This window comes from Shewanella kaireitica (assembly GCF_023284045.1).
Classification (GTDB): Bacteria; Pseudomonadota; Gammaproteobacteria; order Enterobacterales; family Shewanellaceae; genus Shewanella; species Shewanella kaireitica.
The window spans coordinates 238,439-256,760 of record NZ_JAKIKQ010000003.1 but is presented as its reverse complement, the minus strand read 5'-3'; the positions used below and the strand labels follow the sequence as shown (position 1 = coordinate 256,760).

15 protein-coding genes are annotated in these 18,322 nt (G+C 43.5%); 13 read left to right on the top strand and 2 right to left on the bottom strand.

Going from position 1 to position 18,322, the window contains the following annotated elements:
• The first annotated feature begins 134 nt into the window (after positions 1-134).
• The 7 genes from L2730_RS06100 (at position 135) to L2730_RS06070 (ending at position 7,602) form a co-directional block, all read left to right on the top strand.
• Entirely contained in the window at positions 135-1,292 is a 1,158-nt protein-coding gene (locus L2730_RS06100) for an acyl-CoA dehydrogenase family protein (protein ID WP_248973774.1), read from the top strand.
• A gap of 47 nt (positions 1,293-1,339) precedes the next feature.
• Entirely contained in the window at positions 1,340-2,113 is a 774-nt protein-coding gene (locus L2730_RS06095) for an enoyl-CoA hydratase (protein WP_248973773.1), read from the top strand.
• Entirely contained in the window at positions 2,113-3,264 is a 1,152-nt protein-coding gene (locus tag L2730_RS06090; protein ID WP_248973772.1) for an enoyl-CoA hydratase/isomerase family protein, read from the top strand. The genes L2730_RS06095 and L2730_RS06090 overlap by 1 nt, the downstream gene beginning before the upstream one ends.
• A 55-nt stretch (positions 3,265-3,319) precedes the next feature.
• Positions 3,320-4,225 carry a 3-hydroxyisobutyrate dehydrogenase gene (gene mmsB, locus L2730_RS06085; protein WP_248973771.1) on the top strand — a complete coding sequence of 302 codons (906 nt, stop codon included), beginning with the start codon at positions 3,320-3,322 and terminating at the stop codon, positions 4,223-4,225.
• 30 nt (positions 4,226-4,255) lie between these two features.
• Positions 4,256-5,014, top strand: a complete 759-nt coding sequence (locus L2730_RS06080; RefSeq protein ID WP_020913431.1) for an SDR family oxidoreductase — start codon at positions 4,256-4,258, stop codon at positions 5,012-5,014.
• A 141-nt stretch (positions 5,015-5,155) separates the two neighbouring features.
• Complete coding sequence (locus tag L2730_RS06075; protein ID WP_020913430.1) at positions 5,156-5,389, top strand: hypothetical protein; 234 nt, start codon at positions 5,156-5,158, stop codon at positions 5,387-5,389.
• Between the two features lie 176 nt (positions 5,390-5,565).
• The gene (locus tag L2730_RS06070; RefSeq protein ID WP_248973770.1) at positions 5,566-7,602 is read left to right on the top strand and encodes a S9 family peptidase; all 2,037 of its coding nucleotides are present in this window, start codon (positions 5,566-5,568) and stop codon (positions 7,600-7,602) included.
• A gap of 17 nt (positions 7,603-7,619) precedes the next feature.
• Here L2730_RS06070 and cueR read toward each other — a convergent pair whose 3' ends face one another.
• Positions 7,620-8,009, bottom strand: coding sequence for a Cu(I)-responsive transcriptional regulator (gene cueR, locus L2730_RS06065; RefSeq protein ID WP_248973769.1), 390 nt, complete (start codon positions 8,007-8,009; stop codon positions 7,620-7,622).
• Positions 8,010-8,119: 110 nt separating this feature from the next.
• On the opposite strand from cueR, the gene L2730_RS06060 reads away from it, so the two are divergent.
• From L2730_RS06060 to L2730_RS06045, 4 genes are all read left to right on the top strand, one after another.
• On the top strand, positions 8,120-10,363 hold the full coding sequence (locus L2730_RS06060; RefSeq protein ID WP_248973768.1) for a heavy metal translocating P-type ATPase: 2,244 nt from the start codon (positions 8,120-8,122) through the stop codon (positions 10,361-10,363).
• Positions 10,364-10,618: 255 nt separating this feature from the next.
• On the top strand, positions 10,619-12,214 hold the full coding sequence (locus L2730_RS06055) for an ABC-F family ATPase (protein WP_248973973.1): 1,596 nt from the start codon (positions 10,619-10,621) through the stop codon (positions 12,212-12,214).
• A gap of 582 nt (positions 12,215-12,796) precedes the next feature.
• A complete protein-coding gene (locus tag L2730_RS06050) occupies positions 12,797-13,558 on the top strand; it encodes a DUF6602 domain-containing protein (protein ID WP_248973767.1) in 762 nt (253 codons plus the stop codon).
• 213 nt (positions 13,559-13,771) lie between these two features.
• Positions 13,772-15,043 carry a GTP pyrophosphokinase gene (locus L2730_RS06045; protein ID WP_248973766.1) on the top strand — a complete coding sequence of 424 codons (1,272 nt, stop codon included), beginning with the start codon at positions 13,772-13,774 and terminating at the stop codon, positions 15,041-15,043.
• Between the two features lie 450 nt (positions 15,044-15,493).
• On the opposite strand, the gene L2730_RS06040 is transcribed toward L2730_RS06045, so the two are convergent.
• Positions 15,494-15,820 (bottom strand): outer membrane protein, encoded by a 327-nt coding sequence (locus L2730_RS06040; protein WP_248973765.1) that lies wholly within the window; start codon positions 15,818-15,820, stop codon positions 15,494-15,496.
• 51 nt (positions 15,821-15,871) lie between these two features.
• Between L2730_RS06040 and L2730_RS06035 the strand changes: the two genes are divergently transcribed.
• Together L2730_RS06035 and L2730_RS06030 are read left to right on the top strand one after the other, a co-directional pair.
• Complete coding sequence (locus L2730_RS06035; RefSeq protein WP_248973764.1) at positions 15,872-16,855, top strand: transposase; 984 nt, start codon at positions 15,872-15,874, stop codon at positions 16,853-16,855.
• Between the two features lie 236 nt (positions 16,856-17,091).
• Complete coding sequence (locus L2730_RS06030; protein ID WP_248973763.1) at positions 17,092-18,123, top strand: acyltransferase family protein; 1,032 nt, start codon at positions 17,092-17,094, stop codon at positions 18,121-18,123.
• Positions 18,124-18,322 lie beyond the last annotated feature (199 nt).

The following is an 18,322-nucleotide window of genomic DNA, read 5'->3' as shown; positions in this document are numbered from 1 at the left end:
ACCCTTTAATAATGAATAGAGGTCAGCAGCGGGTGACATTACATACCCGCTAGCTAAAGACCCTTAGCCTATATTGCAGCAGCAATCATAAAGGCAATAGACAGTATTGTACCAAGTACAACAGGAGTACCCAGATGGACTTTAATCTGAATGACGACCAACGCCAGTTTGCAGATCTTGCACAACAGTTTTCTACCGAAGAGTTAGCTCCTTTTGCAGCCAAGTGGGATGAAGAGCATCACTTTCCTAAAGATGTCATTCAAAAAGCGGGCGAGTTAGGTTTTTGCTCTCTCTACTCGCCAGAATCAGAAGGCGGTATGGGGCTGTCACGCCTCGACTCGTCGATTATTTTTGAGCAGCTAGCAATGGGCTGTACCGCCACTACCGCGATGCTAACCATTCACAATATGGCCACTTGGATGGTCACTAGCTTTGGCTCACAAACATTACGTGATGAATGGTCTGAACAACTCACAACTGGCGAAAAACTGGCATCGTACTGCTTAACGGAGCCGGGTGCAGGTAGCGACGCGGCTTCATTGCAGACTAAAGCGGTACGTGATGGCGATGACTATCTAATTTCGGGCTCTAAAGTATTTATCTCGGGTGCTGGCGCAACCGAAATGCTGGTTGTGATGTGCCGCACTGGCGAAGCCGGTCCTAAAGGGATCTCTGCCATTGCGATTCCTGCAGATGCTGATGGCGTGAGCTATGGCAAAGCGGAAGACAAGATGGGCTGGAACGCACAGCCAACTCGCCAAATCACCTTTGACAATGTACGCGTACCAGTGAGCAACCTTCTGGGTGAAGAGGGGCAAGGTTTTACCTTTGCAATGAAGGGGCTTGATGGCGGTCGAATCAATATTGCTACCTGTTCAATCGGTACCGCGCAAGCAGCGCTTGAGCGTGCAACTGAATACATGAATGAGCGTAAGCAGTTCGGTAAACCTTTAGCAGCCTTTCAAGCGCTGCAGTTTAAATTAGCCGATATGGCAACAGAATTGGTTGCAGCAAGACAACTGGTACGTTTAGCCGCTTTTAAATTGGATCAACAAGATCCTGAAGCGACGGCATATTGCGCCATGGCCAAACGTTTCGCGACTGATATTGGTTTCCAAGTGTGTGACGCAGCGCTGCAGATCCACGGTGGTTACGGTTATATTCGTGAATACCCGTTAGAACGCCATGTACGTGACGTTCGAGTGCATCAGATCCTAGAGGGAACAAATGAAATTATGCGTTTGATTATCTCTCGTCGTTTACTGGATGAAAACGCTGGTGCAATTTTATAAGCATTAGGCTTTTCATTGTCGAATAAAATTATTTAAAAGGAGTTTCCATGTCACTGTTATTAGAAAAAATTGTCGGCCATACCGCGGTTATCAGCATGAATAACCCGCCGGCAAATACATGGACAGCGCAGAGCTTACAAGAGCTTAAAGAAAAAGTACTTAAACTCAATGATAACAAAGAAGTGTATGCACTAGTTATTACTGGTGAAGGCGAAAAGTTCTTCTCTGCTGGCGCCGATCTAAAATTATTCGCCGATGGCGATAAAAGTAATGCTGCAGATATGGCACGTTACTTTGGTGAAGCGTTCGAGACCTTGAGTGCCTTTCGTGGGGTATCGATTGCTGCGATTAATGGTTACGCCATGGGCGGAGGTTTAGAAGTCGCACTAGCCTGTGATCTGCGTATATGTGAAGAGCAAGCACAAATGGCATTGCCTGAAGCGACTGTCGGTCTGCTTCCTTGTGCAGGCGGTACCCAAAACCTAACAGCATTAGTCGGCGAAGGTTGGACTAAACGTATGATCCTCTGCGGTGAGCGCATTAAGTCGGCTAAAGCAGAAGCGATAGGCTTAGTTGAAGAGGTGGTAGCAACGGGCGATAGCTTTAATGCCGCAATGGCGCTTGCAGAAAAAGTAGCAAATCAAAGCCCGAGCAGCGTGGCAGCATGTAAACGATTAGTGCAAGCGGGTCGCACAATGCCGCGCGCAGAGGCGTTGCCACTAGAGCGCACTGAGTTTGCTGACCTGTTTGATACGCAAGATCAAACCGAAGGTGTTAGCGCATTCTTAAATAAGCGCAAAGCAGTTTGGAAGAACAGCTAATGACGACAACTTCTAATACGCAGAGTAACAGCGTGGTGTTCCAAACTTTGGGCACAGTGTCAGGTAAGCAGATAGGTGTTGCCACCCTTAATATCGAAAAAGCGTTAAATGCGTTGAATATAGAGATGGTGCAGGCACTTACTCATCAATTAGGCCAATGGCGCAGTGACAATAATATTGCGGCAGTAGTATTAGATGGCGCTGGAGAAAAGGCTTTTTGCGCAGGCGGTGATGTGAGGGCGATATATCACGCTGCGGTTGCAACCCCTGGTGCTGTGACCGCGCAAGCGACCGAGTTTTTTAGCCAAGAGTATCAGCTCGATTACCTGCTCCATAGCTTTGGCAAGCCAGTCGTGGTTTGGGGCGATGGTATCGTCATGGGCGGTGGGCTTGGTTTGATGGCGGGCGCCAGTCATCGCGTTGTCACTGAGCACTCGCGTATTGCGATGCCTGAAGTCACTATTGGCTTGTATCCAGATGTGGGTGGCAGTTACTTCTTAAACCGTATGCCCGGTAAAGCAGGGCTGTTTTTGGGAATGACTGCATACAACATGAATGGCGCTGATGCCCACTATGTTGGTATTGGTAACCACTATCTTAATCGTGACGATAAAGAGCTGTTATTTGATGCGATGGCAACCATTGATTGGTCAGATGACAAAGCGTTAAACCATGAGATGTTGCATGCGCTTATCGACGATATGCAAGCAGACTGTAAAACGCCATTAGCAGAGAGTCAGCTGCAAGCCCATCAAGCGCAAATCGATGAGCTAATGAGCGGTGATTTACCAGCCATTGTTGAACGCGCAAGCTCACTTGAGAGCGAGATTAAAGAGGCGCTGCCTTGGTTAGCCAAAGCCTGTAAAGTGATGGTAGCGGGTAGCCCAATAAGCTTGGCTTTGGTGCACAAACAGGCGCAACTAGGCACTGAAATGACTTTGGCTGAAGTGTTTAAGTTTGAGTTAGGTTTAAGTGTAAATTGCTGTGCTAAAGCAGACTTTGCTGAAGGTGTACGTGCACTGCTAATCGATAAAGATAGAAATCCAAATTGGCGATATAAAGACGTAGCTTCAGTACCCAATGAACTGTTGGTGTCATTGATGCAGTCACCTTGGGATGAAAATGATCATCCATTAAGGCTACAAAGCTAAACTATTTGTACAAAGGAAAGATTAACGCACTTGTAAAAGTGCCCAGGAGCAAAAGATGAGTACTGTTGCATTTATTGGTTTAGGAAACATGGGCGGCCCAATGGCCGTTAATCTAATTAAAGCGGGCTTTACCGTTAGAGTGTTTGACTTGGTTCCTGCGGCGATGCAAGCGTTAGCCGAGCAAGGCGCACTCACTGCAACAAGCGCATGTGGCGCTGCAGCAGGTAGTGATATCGTGGTGACAATGTTACCTGCGGGCAAACACGTGCGCAGCCTTTATGTTGGCGATGCTGATAACAAGGGGCTTATCGATGTGGTGGGTAAGGGAACCTTACTGATTGATTGCTCGACAATCGATGCTGACAGCGCTCGTTTTGTGGCAAACCATGCTGCTGATAAAGGTCTCGAATTTATCGATGCACCAGTCTCTGGCGGCACCGCAGGCGCTGCTGCTGGCACACTGACCTTCATTTGTGGCGGAACAGATAACGCCTTTGAACAGGCACAAGGTGTGCTTACTGCAATGGGGGCGAATATCTTCCATGCTGGTGGCCCTGGTGCTGGCCAAGTCGCCAAAATTTGTAATAACATGCTGCTGTCAGTATTAATGGTAGCAACGTCAGAATCTTTACAGATGGGCGTCGATCACGGGCTTGACCCAAAAGTGCTTTCTGACATCATGAAGGTCAGTAGTGGTGGTAATTGGACGCTAGATAAATATAATCCTTGTCCAGGGGTGATGGACTCGGTACCGTCATCCAACGATTATCAAGGTGGCTTTATGGTTGACTTGATGGTGAAAGACTTAGGATTAAGCCAAGAAGCGGCATTGTTATCGAATTCAAGCACGCCTATGGGAGCCTTAGCGCGCAGCCTTTATGTGAATCATGCACGTAAAGGCAACGGTAGAAGAGATTTTTCGAGTATTTTTGAGCAGTTTGCTCCTAGCTCATCAGAGTAATCAACAAGTAAAAAAATAAAGGGTAATTCAATGGATTTAAAAGATAAGGTAGTTGTTATCACTGGCGGTGCTGGTGGACTAGGTTACGCAATGGCGGAAAATTTAGCCGCTGCAGGCGCTAAGCTAGCACTTATCGACGTTGACCAAGAGAAGCTGGAAAAGGCTTGTGCCAACCTTGGGGCAACTACAGAAGTTCAAGGTTACGCACTAGACATTACCGACGAAGAAGATGTTTTTTCTGGTTTTCAGTTTATTAAAGAAGATTTTGGTCAAGTTAATGTACTGATCAACAACGCGGGTATTTTGCGTGATGGATTAATGCTAAAAGCCAAAGAGGGGCAGGTGATTGATCGCATGTCTTTCGACCAGTTTCAGTCGGTGATTAATGTGAATCTTACTGGCACATTCCTATGTGGCCGTGAAGCGGCAGCTGCGATGATCGAAACTGGCCAAGAGGGCGTTATAATTAACATCTCTAGTCTGGCTAAAGCGGGTAACATGGGGCAGTCAAACTACTCAGCCTCTAAAGCTGGTGTGGCGGCGATGAGTGTCGGTTGGGCAAAAGAGCTTGCGCGTTATAATATCCGTAGTGCGGCAGTCGCTCCAGGGGTGATTGAAACAGAAATGACCGCGGCAATGAAGCCTGAAGCGCTTGAGCGACTAGAAAAAATGGTGCCGGTTGGGCGCTTAGGGCAAGCTGAAGAGATTGCATCAACAATACGCTTTATCATTGAAAACGACTATGTAAATGGTCGTGTATTTGAGATTGATGGCGGTATTCGTTTGTAATATCAGCTTCAACAACATTAACGGGCTTAGGCCCGTTTTTTTATGGCAATATTCGCGACTGAACGGACGCCAATTGAACTATAGCCAAGGTATAGGCCATAATATAGCAAGACGTTATTGTTAAAGGAGTGTGGGGCTTAGATGGAGTGGTTAGAGAAAACGACTAAATGGATGATGCTTATTGTTGGCACTTGCGGCCTGCTGGTGATCTATTTCGGCTTTTTTTATTTGATGTTTAATGGACGAAGCACCGCCGTTATCCCTTGGTATATTTTAATCTCCCCGTGGATATGTATCTACTTTGGCCTAAAACAACGCACCCAAATTGAAGTGATACGTTGGTTTATGAGCAAGTTCAGCCGCAAACAACCTTAAGCTAAAGCTATACGACTAATAAAGTCTCTATACTGGATAGCAAGCAACCGATCCCTTTGGATTAAATACATTTAATTGCCGTTTCATTAATGCAGTTGATATAATCGCCATATTAGCTTTATCATCACTATAAGATTGAAAGCAACTTCATCACTCATATGATTTCTAGGCGGCCAATGAGATTTATATTTGCATCGATATTAACTGCTACCTTGTTATTGACCATTACTGGTTGTGACGTTTCGCCTAAAAAACAACCCAAAGTCGCCGATTCTGAAGCGCTGCCCGATGGTGTTCAGGTGGCTGATTATGGTAGCTGGAAATCCCCGGTTGATGCGGAGCATGTATACGATCTATCAGACAGTATTGGTGAGCTGCAAGTTACCACCGGCAGTATCTATTTCACCATACGCGATGAAAGTAATGAGGGGCGACGTGGTGTACAACGCATAGAAGAAAATGGCACTGTTACCGAAGCTATTCCATCGAATTTTGATATAGGCAGCCGAGTACACGAATATGGCGGCGCTCCCTTTGTTGCCATTGGCAATAGTTTGTTCGCCACTAAATACTCTGATCAGCTGTTATACCGTATTGCGCCTAATCAAACACCGTTTGCATTAACGCCTCCTGGAACGCGCCACGCTGACTGTATATCAAACCCAAGAGCTTCCCGCTTAATATGTGTTCGTGAAGACCATCGAGAGGCTGGCAAAGTCACAAATCAGCTGGTGGGCATTAATTTGAGTTATGCCGATGAAGGCGAGGTGCTTGCTACTGGCGCCGACTTTTACTCAACTCCAGTATTATCACCTGATCAAACTCAATTGGCATGGGTGACCTGGCAGCACCCGAATATGCCTTGGGACAACACCCAGCTATGGCTTGGCAATATTGATAACAAAGGTGCTGTTATTAATGTTAAACAGGTGGCGACGGAGCAGTCAGGCTCGATTATTCAGCCACTTTTTAGCCCTAGTGGGCAGCTATACTTTATCGCCGATTATAGTAATTGGTGGAATATTTACCGTTTAAATGAGCTGGGACAAGCTGAAATTGTATTGGCACAGGAAGGAGAGTTTGCTGTTGCTAATTGGCATCTAGGTAATCACAACTATGCATTCGAAAGTGATCAGACGATAGTTGCAAGTTACAACCATGAGGGGCAAGCAGGTTTGGTTCGAATCGACACTGAAAGTGGCGTAACAGAACCTATCGCGGTTGATTTTGCTGATATCGCTTATGTCACTAAAAGTGACGATGGAGTGATTTTTGTTGGCTCTAAAGAGACACCTGAAAAAGGGATTTATAAAGTGCAAGGTCGCGCTGCAGAGCTGATGTATGCGCCCAAATTGGCGGTCATGGACCCTAATTTCATTTCAAGAGCTGAAAGCGTTAGCTTTAAAACGGGTGATCGCGACACCGCTTACGGGTATTTCTATAAACCCGAGAATCCGAATTTTCAAGCGCCAGCAGGACAAGAGCCGCCTTTGGTGATGTTTCTGCACCGTGGCCCGACTGCACAAGCAAGTCGAGTCTTTAGGCGCGATATTCAATATTGGACCAGCCGCGGTTTCGCCGTTTTCGATCTGAACTATCGTGGTAGTACAGGCTTTGGTAGGGATTACCGCAATAGTTTATATGGTCAGTGGGGTCGTTCGGATGTAGAAGATGCTGTTCGCGCCGCAGGCTTCTTAGTTAATAGAGGTGATGTAGACGGTCGTAAACTGGCCATTAGAGGTTCTCGAGCGGGTGGCTTTACTGCACTGTCAGCGGTTGCCTATTACAGTACTTTTGGTGCCGCCGTGAGTTATTCAGGCATTAGCGACGCGCAGTCATTTAGACGTCATTCCAATAAGTTTGAAAGTAACTATTTAGAAAGGCTGATTGGAACAATCGATAACTATAAGCTGCGTTCGGCAATGAATAATTTATCAGGGATCAATGAACCTTTGCTGCTTATTCAAGGGGTGAATGATTCATTGATCCCCGCTGAACAAACATTGCAGCTTTATAATGCGGTCAAACGTAAAGGAACGCCGGTCGCTTACTTAGAGTTCAATGACGACGCAGCCAATCGCGTTTCCCCTGAAAGTAAAAAACGGGCGCTCGAATCTGAGTTATCTTTCTATGGTCAGGTATTTGGTTTTGAGCCAGCAGGAAAAACACCAACGCTTATCATTGAGAACATCGCTAACTTAAAGCGCAGATAAATATCCTGGCTAGATTATTAAGGGGTTGGACTAAGCCCCTTTAAAATGGCACAGTTAGGTTGTTTTCCGCCTTTACAATCATGTATTAGATGCTGTAACTGGTTTTTCAAATTAGTCAGGTGAGCAATCCTTTGCTCGACATCCTCAAGGTGGTGCTGGGCTAGTGCTTTCACATCGGCGGCATTACGCTGGCTATCTTGCTGCAGATCGAGTAGCGCTTTACAATCTTCTAAGGTAAACCCCAATGCACGGCAGTGATGTATAAAGCTCAAAGCATCAATCTGTGCTTGGCCATAATCTCGGTAGCCGTTATCGTTTTTTACCCCCTCCACCAAACCGATGTCATGGTAGTAACGTATGCTTTTTACTGACAAATTTGTCAGTTTTGCGACAGCGCCTATCTTCATTATTGCCCCACTCAAAAATAAATTGGATTGATGTTTGACTCTCCCCTTATGGGAGACATTACGCTTAATACATCAAAGGTTCAAATATTAAGCAGATCTGGAGCAGAACTATGCAATCAATCAACCTCTATGTGCCCAGTATGAGCTGTGCAAGCTGTGTCGCCAAAATCGAGTCAGCGTTTACGCAGGCTAATAACCAAACAAAACTAAATGCTGATATTAGCGCTAGGGTAAACCTTGCTGACAAGCAGGTGCAGGTCTTCGGTGAGATAACTGCAGACAAAGCCATTGCGTTGGTTGCAGCCGTTGGCTATCAGGCTGAGCTGCTACAAGATCCACGCAAAGGGGCACAGCAGAAACAGCGGGATGAAGCAAAAGAGTATAAAGTTCGCATTATTCAAGCTGTCATCGGCCTTGGATTAGGCGTGCCATTAATGTTGTGGGGCTTACTTGGCGGCGAGATGATGGTCAATAGCCCAACCCAGCAATTGAGTTGGGGCATTGTTGGCTTAGTGACGTTACTGGTGATGCTCACTACTGGACGGCATTTTTATCAAGGCATGTGGCGCGCAATAAAAGCCCGCAGCGCGAACATGGACACCTTAATTGCGCTAGGCACCAGCGCGGCATGGATTTATTCAATGTTGGTGGTCACTGCGCCGCAATGGTTCCCGGCTGATACACGTCATGTCTATTTTGAAGCCAGTGTGATGATCTTGGGTTTAATCAACCTCGGTCATGCTCTGGAGCTTAGAGCGCGGGGAAAAACCAGTGAAGCAGTGCAGCGCTTACTTGGTATGCAAGCCAACACCGCAATTCGGATAACCGATGCAGGCGATGAGGAGGTTGAGATAAACCAAATTAAGCTAGGCGATAAGTTACGCTTAAGGCCCGGCGCGAAAGTGGCACTCGATGGCGAGATTGTTAGCGGGCAAACATTGATCAATGAATCGATGTTAACTGGCGAGCCAGTGCCAGTGCACAAAGCTGAGGGAGACAGCGTTAATGCCGGTACCGTTAATGGTAATGGCAGTTTGATTTATCGGGTCACCGCGGGCGAAAAAGACACTAAACTGGCCAAAATTATTGAGCTAGTACAGCAAGCACAAACATCTAAAATGCCGATTGGCCGTTTAACCGACAAGATATCCGCCTACTTTGTACCAGCAGTCATCGTTATCGCACTAATAAGCGCCATTATTTGGTACCTAGCAGGCCCAGCACCTGCATTGTCACATGCGTTAGTCGTGCTCACTAGTGTGCTTATTATTGCGTGCCCCTGTGCACTTGGGCTAGCAACACCTATGTCGATTATGGCGTCAGTGGGACGTGCTGCAAAAATGGGAGTGCTGGTTAGAAATGGCGAGGCGTTGCAAACCGCCAGTAAAGTCACAACCGTAGTGTTAGATAAAACCGGCACGGTTACTCAAGGTGCGCCGCAGGTGACCGAATTTATTATGCTACAGCCACAAATGGATGAACAAAGCCTTCTCAGTGATGTGGCCGCGTTAGAGCAGCATTCTGAACATCCGCTCGCGAGTGCAATTTTAACCAAAGCCAAACAGTCGAATGCGACCCTGTTAGAGCCTGAGCTATTTACTAACCTACAAGGGCAAGGCATTACGGGCAAGGTAAAGGGTGCACAATACGCGATTGGTAACCTGAGCTTAATGCAGCATATCGGTATCGATGATGTTTCAGTGCACCAACCGCAAATATCTCGGTTAACAAGCTTGGGTAAAACGCCAGTATTTGTCGCTAAAAATCAGCATTTAGTCGCCATCATCGCAATAAGCGACCCAATCAAAGAGGATGCTGTAGCAGCCATAAGCGCGATGAAAAACAGTGGCCTCAAGGTGGTGCTATTAACTGGCGATAATCAGCAAACAGCCAATGCTGTGGCAGATGTCGTTGGCATTAGTACAGTATTTGCCAATGTGCTACCTGAGCAGAAACAGCAAAAAGTGCTAGAGCTGCAACAAAAGGGTGAGGTGGTCGCCATGGTGGGTGATGGCATCAATGATGCGCCTGCATTAATGAGTGCAGATATTGGCCTTGCCATGGGAAGTGGAACGGATATCGCCATCGAAAGCGCAGATTTTACGCTTTTGTCAGCAAGATTGATGGTGGTTGCAGAGACCCTAATGCTTGCAAAAGCCAGCATGAGAAACATCAAGCAAAACTTATTTGGCGCCTTTATTTATAACAGTTTAGGGATCCCGCTTGCAGCTGGCGTGTTGTTTCCATTTACCGGTTTATTACTAAGTCCTGTGGTCGCTGGCGCCGCGATGGCGCTGTCGTCACTCACTGTGGTCAGCAATGCAAATAGACTGCGTAAGGTAAAGTTGGTTTAACGTTATAGACAGAGATAAAAGCTGATTTCAGCTATAGCCAACTTTTTAATAGTTATCTCATTCGCTGAGGACGATCGCAGTTGATAATTTAGGCTAGAATGCTATAGTATCGCGCTTAATTTTATAGGCTGTACGCCCACTTGCGTGAGTCTTCGACCAGTAAGTTGAGGTGGAGTGAAGCACTCTACTCGATTTACTGGTTTTTGTTTTATCTATGATCTCTTTAAGTCATATAACCAAAAGCGGAATGTCACTTTGATTACTACAGCTAACATCACCATGCAGTTTGGCTCTAAGCCACTGTTTGAAAACATCTCAATTAAGTTTGGCGGCGGCAACCGTTACGGTTTAATCGGCGCCAACGGTTGTGGTAAATCAACCTTTATGAAGATCCTTGCCGGTGATCTTGAGCCAACTTCAGGTAACGTTTCATTAGATGTTAATGAGCGTTTAGGTAAGTTGAGCCAGAACCAGTTTGGCTACGAAGAGTTCAACGTCGTTGATACTGTGATCATGGGACACGCTGAGCTTTGGGAAGTGAAGAAAGAGCGAGATCGTATTTACTCTCTACCTGAAATGACTGAAGAAGACGGCATTAAAGTTGCCGATCTTGAGATGGAATTTGCAGAGATGGACGGTTACACCGCTGAATCTCGCGCTGGCGAACTGCTAATGGGCGTAGGTATTGGTGTTGACCAGCACTTTGGCCTAATGAGCGAAATCGCACCGGGCTTTAAGCTACGAGTGCTATTGGCACAGGCACTATTCTCAGACCCAGATGTACTGCTACTTGACGAACCAACCAACAACTTGGACATCGACACTATTCGTTGGTTGCAAGAGATGCTGAACCAACGTAACAGCACCATGATTATCATCTCGCACGATAGATATTTCTTGAACTCAGTATGTACTCACATGGCTGACTTGGATTACGGTGATATCCGCGTATTCCCAGGCAACTACGATGAGTACATGATGGCTGCACAACAGTCGCGTGAGCGTTTGATGTCTGACAACGCTAAGAAGAAAGCACAGATTGCTGAGCTTCAAGGCTTCGTCGCACGTTTCTCTGCTAACGCATCTAAAGCAAAGCAAGCCACATCGCGTGCTAAGCTAATCGACAAGATTAAGCTTGATGAAGTTAAAGCTTCTAGCCGTGTGAACCCGTTTATCCGTTTCGAGCAAGAGAAGAAATTGTTCCGTAACGCGTTAATCGTTGAAGAGCTCAGCAAAGGCTTTGACGAGCAACTGTTTAAAGACCTTAACCTTATTGCCGAAGTGGGTGAGCGTATCGCCATTTTGGGTGACAACGGTGTGGGTAAAACCACCTTGTTACGTACATTAGTACACGATATCCCACAAGATAGCGGCACTATTCAATGGTCTGAAAACTCATCGATTGGTTACTACGCCCAGGATCATGAGTCAGATTTCGAAAACGACATGACCTTGTTTGAGTGGATGAGCCAGTGGCGCAAGCCAGAAGATGATGACCAATCAGTACGTGGTTACTTAGGCCGTATGCTATTTGGCTCTGACGATATTAAAAAGTCAGTCAAAGTGCTTTCAGGTGGTGAAAAGGGTCGCATGCTATTTGGTAAGCTTATTATGCAAAAGCCAAACATCTTGCTACTTGATGAGCCAACCAACCACATGGATATGGAATCAATCGAGTCGCTCAACAACGCACTTGAGATGTATGAAGGTACATTGCTGTTTGTCAGTCATGACCGTGCATTCGTATCATCACTGGCTAACCGTATTATTGAGATCACACCAACAGGTGTTAATGATTTCAAAGGCACATACGATGAGTTCCTAGTCAGCAAAGGTGTCGTTGAAGGTTAATCCTTTAAACATTACTTTTTGACTAAAAGCCCGATGATGTCGGGCTTTTTTGTGGGCGCTGTTTAGGGCAAAGCGATTGTTTCCCTTTTGAATACCTGCAACATTTCTGAGTACCAATATCCATTGAGTGTCCTTTAGCGGACAGTTTTTTAAAGCAAAGATATTTATAATCAATTTGTGTAAGTAGGCGAGGGGGCTAATAGAGCACTATTCTTTTTGCAATATTTTTTCATCACTCGGAAAGATCGGTGCTTGTATTTTTACACTGTATTATTGGTTTTGTGCGGATAATCATCAAATTATGCGCAGTCAGTTCTCGGTTTGCTATTGAGCGAAAATAAAAAGAAGAGTAAATTCAAGTAAATAAAAGAGATCTTGCTCGGTTTGCAGGAGATACGAGGCAAACAAAGTGTGCATTGTCGTTTTTCCGGCGGCTGCTTTGAGCGGGTTTGTTAAAAACGACTGAAAATCAATCGCTTATTGATACACGCGCTGACAGATCTAACCTGATAAACGCGCAAGACGTGTATATAAATGTTAGGGCTCTAAATTCGAAGTAAACTGAACGTCGGAGATGTAGTAATGTTCAAAAAAAAATTTAAAATCATCCAAAAGCGTATGGATCTTCATTTAGAAGAGATTAGAGCTACGCTAAGTCATCGTGGAGATAGAGGCAGTTCTGCTGAGAGCATCCTGAAAGACTTTTTAAAAGAATATTTACCACCCTACAATAGGATTGGTGAAGGTGAAATAATTGATACCAAAGGTAATCAGTCAACTCAATTAGACATTGTTATCACAAATGATGGACAACCATTTTTAAATGATCTGTCAGGCCCTGAATTATTTATAATCGAAGGTGTATCATGTGTAGGTGAGGTTAAAACTAAGCTCAACTCTCAAGATGTAAATACACTAATCGAAAGCTGTATTACATATAAAAAGATTAAACCTGTAATTCAGCGTGGTACCATGACTTGTTCAAATCCTGAAGATACCATGCGTTTTGTAAACCATAGACCATATTTTATTTTTGCTTATGAGTCACAGCTAACGTTACAGACAATTCATCAGAAAATCACTGAACATTATGCTTTAAATGAAATACCATTAGAACATCAAATTGATGCAATATTCTGCTTAGATCGAGGTGCCATCTGGAATTTTGGTAATGGAAACGGGGCTTATCATTTTATTACAGACGATGGTAGCAAGTTGCCCGGTATTCATATTACAAATGACGGTAAAGATGGAGTATTATTCGACTTCATGACATGGCTCAGCTATGCCATGCCAAAAATCAATATGCCATCCTCACCAATTGAGCTCTACCTCAAGCCCTAACAAGGCACTTAAACGATACTAAAACAGCGGGTTACGTTTAGCTTCGTTACACATTTTAACTCTCTATTTTAGTCCGCTTAATGCGGCGTTATGTCTTTCTTAAAATGAGTTATAACCCACTTAAATAAAAGATATTTATCGTATAGCTGTATCGTTCCCGTTTAGAATGACATCTTTGTCGCTAGGGTTAGTTCTGCAAGAATGTAGGTAATTATGAGTGTAATTGAAGATTTTTTAGAACAGTATAATCGTCAGTATGATTTTTATACGGAACTAGCAAGGATAGGTTCAAATCAACTAGAGCAGGAACTAGCAAAGCGTGGTATTAAGGCAATTGTATCTTATCGGGCTAAAAAACCTGAAAGGCTTAAAAGTAAACTAGAGCAAAGAAATGCTGATAAACCGTACAAAAAAGTGAGTGATGTTTTTGATGATATCGTTGATCTTGCTGGTGTTCGAGTCGCTCTTTACTTTCCATCGGATCGAGAGTTAGTGAATGAAATTGTGCATGAACTATTTTCGGTTAATAAGAGAAAAGAGTTCCCTGAGAAATCTTATAAGCCAAAATTTGAGAAACGATTTTCTGGGTATTGGGCATCTCATTATCGCGTTAATATAAGTAATATCAACAAGGGTGCCGACAGGTACAAAAATGCGACATTTGAGATACAAGTAGCATCAGTTCTTATGCATGCATGGTCAGAGGTCGAGCATGATCTAGTTTATAAACCTCTTTCGGGAAGCCTTTCTGAGGAAGAGCTATCTATTTTAGATGAGATAAATGGTTTGGTACTAACTGGAGAAATCGCATTAGAAAGACTTCAAAAAGCTATGACTAAGCGTACTAAAGAGAGTAATGATATTTCAAATAGATATGAGCTGACTAGCCTAATAACCAATTCTTTAAATAAGAATTATTTAAAGAAGCTAAAACTAGGTGACACAAAAATACTATTTAATTATTTAAAAGATGAAATAGATTTTGATGCAAATAAGTTTTCAATCTATTTGAATAAAGTAAACCAAAGTGAAAGCGAAACAATATCGGATCAATTACTTACAATGATGCTAACTGATAGTTATATCTCTGGCAGTGAAGACAATAAAATACGAAAATATTTCCAACGCTCTCTAGGGAAAGTAGCAGATGTTTCTGGATTTGAGTCTTTTGTAAAATCGTGGATAGTCCTTGAGAAAGCTGTTTCCATAATTAATAGTGAGCAGAATAAACACCATAAAAAATACCACACAGCAAAGTTTGACGACTTAGTAAATAAAAATATTTTAACAGAGGAAGAAGCTAATGAACTTAGCTATTTCAGACGAATTCGGAATAATTTGCTTCACGGTGTCGAGACCCCATCAAATGAAGAGTTAATTCAAGGTTGTGAGCGATTAAAAGAATTATCGATTAATGTTATTTCAGCAATTAAAAGCGCAGAAGAAAAGGACAAGCTTACTTCAGAGTTAGTTCTTATCAGCTAAAAACACAACAAACAATTTAAGAGTGATTCGACACGCTTGGCATTTTTGGTTTGGGTTCAGTATAAACGAAATACATAGACAGCCATAGTTAATGGCATCAATCGCGAGCTCCTACTATGCTTGATTTGAGCATTTAACAAGGAGGTCGCATGCCGAGACCAAGACGAACTTTCATTAGTATTGAGCTCTTTATTTGGTAAGAAGTCCCTATTATCACTGCTGTAGCCGTGTTGTTCGGCGTGCATGCTGTCGAAACAAAAAGTGTGTGGTGATGATAAAAAATTCATAGACAGCCATAGTTAATGGCAACTTGCATTTCTTGGCCACTACAGCAGATACAAAAAAGCCTCAGCGCTATTAAAAGTGACTGAGGCTTTAGTTATTTAGGTTTCAAGCTTTAGGGTACAGAGCAGCATTTTTGTAAGCGGGCTGCAATCTACCTATGAGTGGTTAAAACTTATAGTCAACACCTAGCATGACAGCATCTAGCTTGTAAGCATCGTGAGATGAAATGCGCATCGCTTCTAAGCTGATCCCAAAGTTGTCTGTTACTGCGTAACGTACGCCTGCACCAAAGCTGGCGCTGCTCTCTGAACCACTCGATTTAGCTTTACTTTGTGGCACTGCAATTAAGCTATCTTTTGGTAGATTGGCTGCGGTCATTCCGGCCAATCCATAAACAGATATTGACTCAGTAATAGGGTACTGAACTTTTGCATAAACCGAAGCAAAGCTATTCAGTTCGAAAAATACATAGACAGCCATAGTTAATGGCATCAATCGCGACCTCCTACTATGCTTGATTTGAGCATTTAACAAGGAGGTTGCATGCCGAGACCAAGACGAACACTTATTAGTATTGAAGACACTCCCTACTATCATTGTTGTAGCCGCGTAGTTCGGCGTGCCTTTCTGTGTGGGGATGATAAATACACAGGTAAAAACTACGACCATCGCCGTGGTTGGGTTGAAGAACAGCTCATCAAGCTATGCGAGGTGTTTGCTATTGATGTAGCTGCTTATGCCGTGATGAGTAATCATTTGCATGTGGTGCTTTATATTGACCTTGAAACGGCGAATAGCTGGTCAGATAGAGAGGTTGTTGAGCAATGGCATAAGTTGTTTAATGGTACAACGCTCACGCAGAAATTCGCTAAGGGTGAAGTTATCGATGAACATTTAGTGGTTCAACTCAAACAACTCATTGCGACCTATCGCTCAAGGCTCTGTGATATCAGCTGGTTTATGAGGTGCCTCAATGAACCTATCGCCAGGCAAGCTAATTTTGAAGATAACTGCACCGGGCACTTCTGGGAGGGGCGTTTTAAGTCTCAAGCGTTGCTGGATGAAGCTGCAGTCCTTGCCTGTATGGCGTATGTGGAACTCAACCCTATACGGGCTCAAATGGCGAGCACGCCTGAAAAATCAGACTTCACCAGTATCAAGCTAAGAGTCAAAGCTGCGTTGAGCGGTGAGCAGCCCAAGCAGCTGCTACCCTTTATTGGCAATGAGAGAGTACACCAGCCTAAAGGCATTGCTTTCTCACTCAAAGACTACTTAATTCTGGTTGATGAAACGGGTCGAGTAATCCGTGATGACAAGCGTGGCTCAATATCTTCCAGTGCAGAAGCTATCTTGAGCAGACTAAATATTCCAGCTGCAAACTGGATTAAAATCGTCGCCGAATTTGGCCAACTATTTCATGGTCCAGTTGGTACATTGGAGGAATTCAGCCGCTACTGTGAACACCTCAATAAGCGACGACGGCACTTTTCAAGTAGTTGCGAATATATGCACAACCACTCACTCTAAATGGCACTAAAACATCAACTTACCTCAGAAAAAATAGCTGGGTTAACCAACTGCGCTTCTCTGAAAGCTATTTCAGCCAAATTTCATCACTTTTCGCATAATTCACACTTAGATCCTCTTTAGGGAGGAATATTCACGATAAGAATACGACTAGGTCATTGAAGTCTAGCTCCTAGCTCGTTATGTTGTTGATTATCAATGGCTGGCTAGTAATTATTTTGAGTCCGGAGTTTTAGTTGGAGATTAGAAAATTAAACACATTGCGTGGGTTGGCTGCATTAATTGTGTTTATTACTCATTTTAGCGATATTACAAATTGGCTTAATGGAATGTTAGGCGGAGGCTCTGGAGCGTACGGTGTAATGCTGTTTTTCTTGCTGAGTGGTTTTTTAATGTCTCACTTATACCTGCCCCAAAAATTCAGCAACGTTAATATCAAGCGCTACTTATTAGCTCGAGTCGCAAGAGTAGTTCCATTATTCTTGGTTATTGTACTTAGCTCTTATGTTTTGTCCTTAATCGGCAATGATAGTCTTTATAACATTCCAGATGCGAATGCACTGATTAGTCATCTACTATTTTTATATGGTGACAGTGTACTTTGGTCAATCCCCCCTGAAATACAATTTTACTTCGTATTCCTGATTTTTTGGTCATTTTCAAAGAATAGGAGAGGCTATATTTACCTTTCAATATTAGCGGTTATGCTCCTGCTATTTTTCGCAAACTTTCCACGAGTATATGGAGACATAAACGGAGTTCGTTACAACTTATTTAATACGTTAAGAAGTTTACCTTATTTTTTTATTGGGGTTATTTTTGGAATGCATTATAAGTCTTTTGATGTACCGAAATACCTTAAGAAACATTACTTTATTTTCGTGTTACTCTTAATACCTGCTATGTATCCAGAGATCTCATCTGTTACGTCTGATGCTAAGACAAGAATGTGGTTAAGCTATGAAGTATTACTTGTAATGAGTTCCGTATTTTTTTGTATTGTATTTTTAGTTCCTGATAACAATGTACTATTAGCTAACAGGTTCGGTGACTTCTTGGGAAAAGTATCTTATTCATTATATTTGCTTCACATGCCAATTATTATTTTTGTAAACAAGCTCAATTTAAGTGTTGAATTGAAATTATTATTATCTTTCGTTCTAACTGTTTCAGTAGCATTTGTATCATTTAAATATTTTGAAAAGCCCGTTGCTAGGTTCATACGTAACATAGCATCTAACACATATGAGCCTCCTGCTGGTCAATAGGCGAGCCTAACTTATTTGGCTGCTTTGCAGTCAAATTAAAACCAATCAACAAATTCATCTACTTCGTCTGTCAGTTAGCTGTCAAATCATCGTTTACAGCAAACACATATAGAGGCTCTCTTAGTGCGATCTTATCGCTGCCTGACGCTTTTCAATCCTTTGAAATATCAGGGGCACTAGACAGTTATCGGTTAACCCT

Coding starts and splice junctions, on each gene's coding strand:
- L2730_RS06075 (WP_020913430.1), top strand. CDS start 5,156: ATGGAGTGGTTAGAGAAAACGACTAAATGGATGATGCTTATTGTTGGC.
- L2730_RS06040 (WP_248973765.1), bottom strand. CDS start 15,820: ATGCCATTAACTATGGCTGTCTATGTATTTTTCGAACTGAATAGCTTT.
- L2730_RS06060 (WP_248973768.1), top strand. CDS start 8,120: ATGCAATCAATCAACCTCTATGTGCCCAGTATGAGCTGTGCAAGCTGT.
- L2730_RS06090 (WP_248973772.1), top strand. CDS start 2,113: ATGACGACAACTTCTAATACGCAGAGTAACAGCGTGGTGTTCCAAACT.
- L2730_RS06095 (WP_248973773.1), top strand. CDS start 1,340: ATGTCACTGTTATTAGAAAAAATTGTCGGCCATACCGCGGTTATCAGC.
- L2730_RS06045 (WP_248973766.1), top strand. CDS start 13,772: ATGAGTGTAATTGAAGATTTTTTAGAACAGTATAATCGTCAGTATGAT.
- mmsB (WP_248973771.1), top strand. CDS start 3,320: ATGAGTACTGTTGCATTTATTGGTTTAGGAAACATGGGCGGCCCAATG.
- cueR (WP_248973769.1), bottom strand. CDS start 8,009: ATGAAGATAGGCGCTGTCGCAAAACTGACAAATTTGTCAGTAAAAAGC.
- L2730_RS06100 (WP_248973774.1), top strand. CDS start 135: ATGGACTTTAATCTGAATGACGACCAACGCCAGTTTGCAGATCTTGCA.
- L2730_RS06070 (WP_248973770.1), top strand. CDS start 5,566: ATGAGATTTATATTTGCATCGATATTAACTGCTACCTTGTTATTGACC.
- L2730_RS06035 (WP_248973764.1), top strand. CDS start 15,872: ATGCCGAGACCAAGACGAACACTTATTAGTATTGAAGACACTCCCTAC.
- L2730_RS06050 (WP_248973767.1), top strand. CDS start 12,797: ATGTTCAAAAAAAAATTTAAAATCATCCAAAAGCGTATGGATCTTCAT.
- L2730_RS06080 (WP_020913431.1), top strand. CDS start 4,256: ATGGATTTAAAAGATAAGGTAGTTGTTATCACTGGCGGTGCTGGTGGA.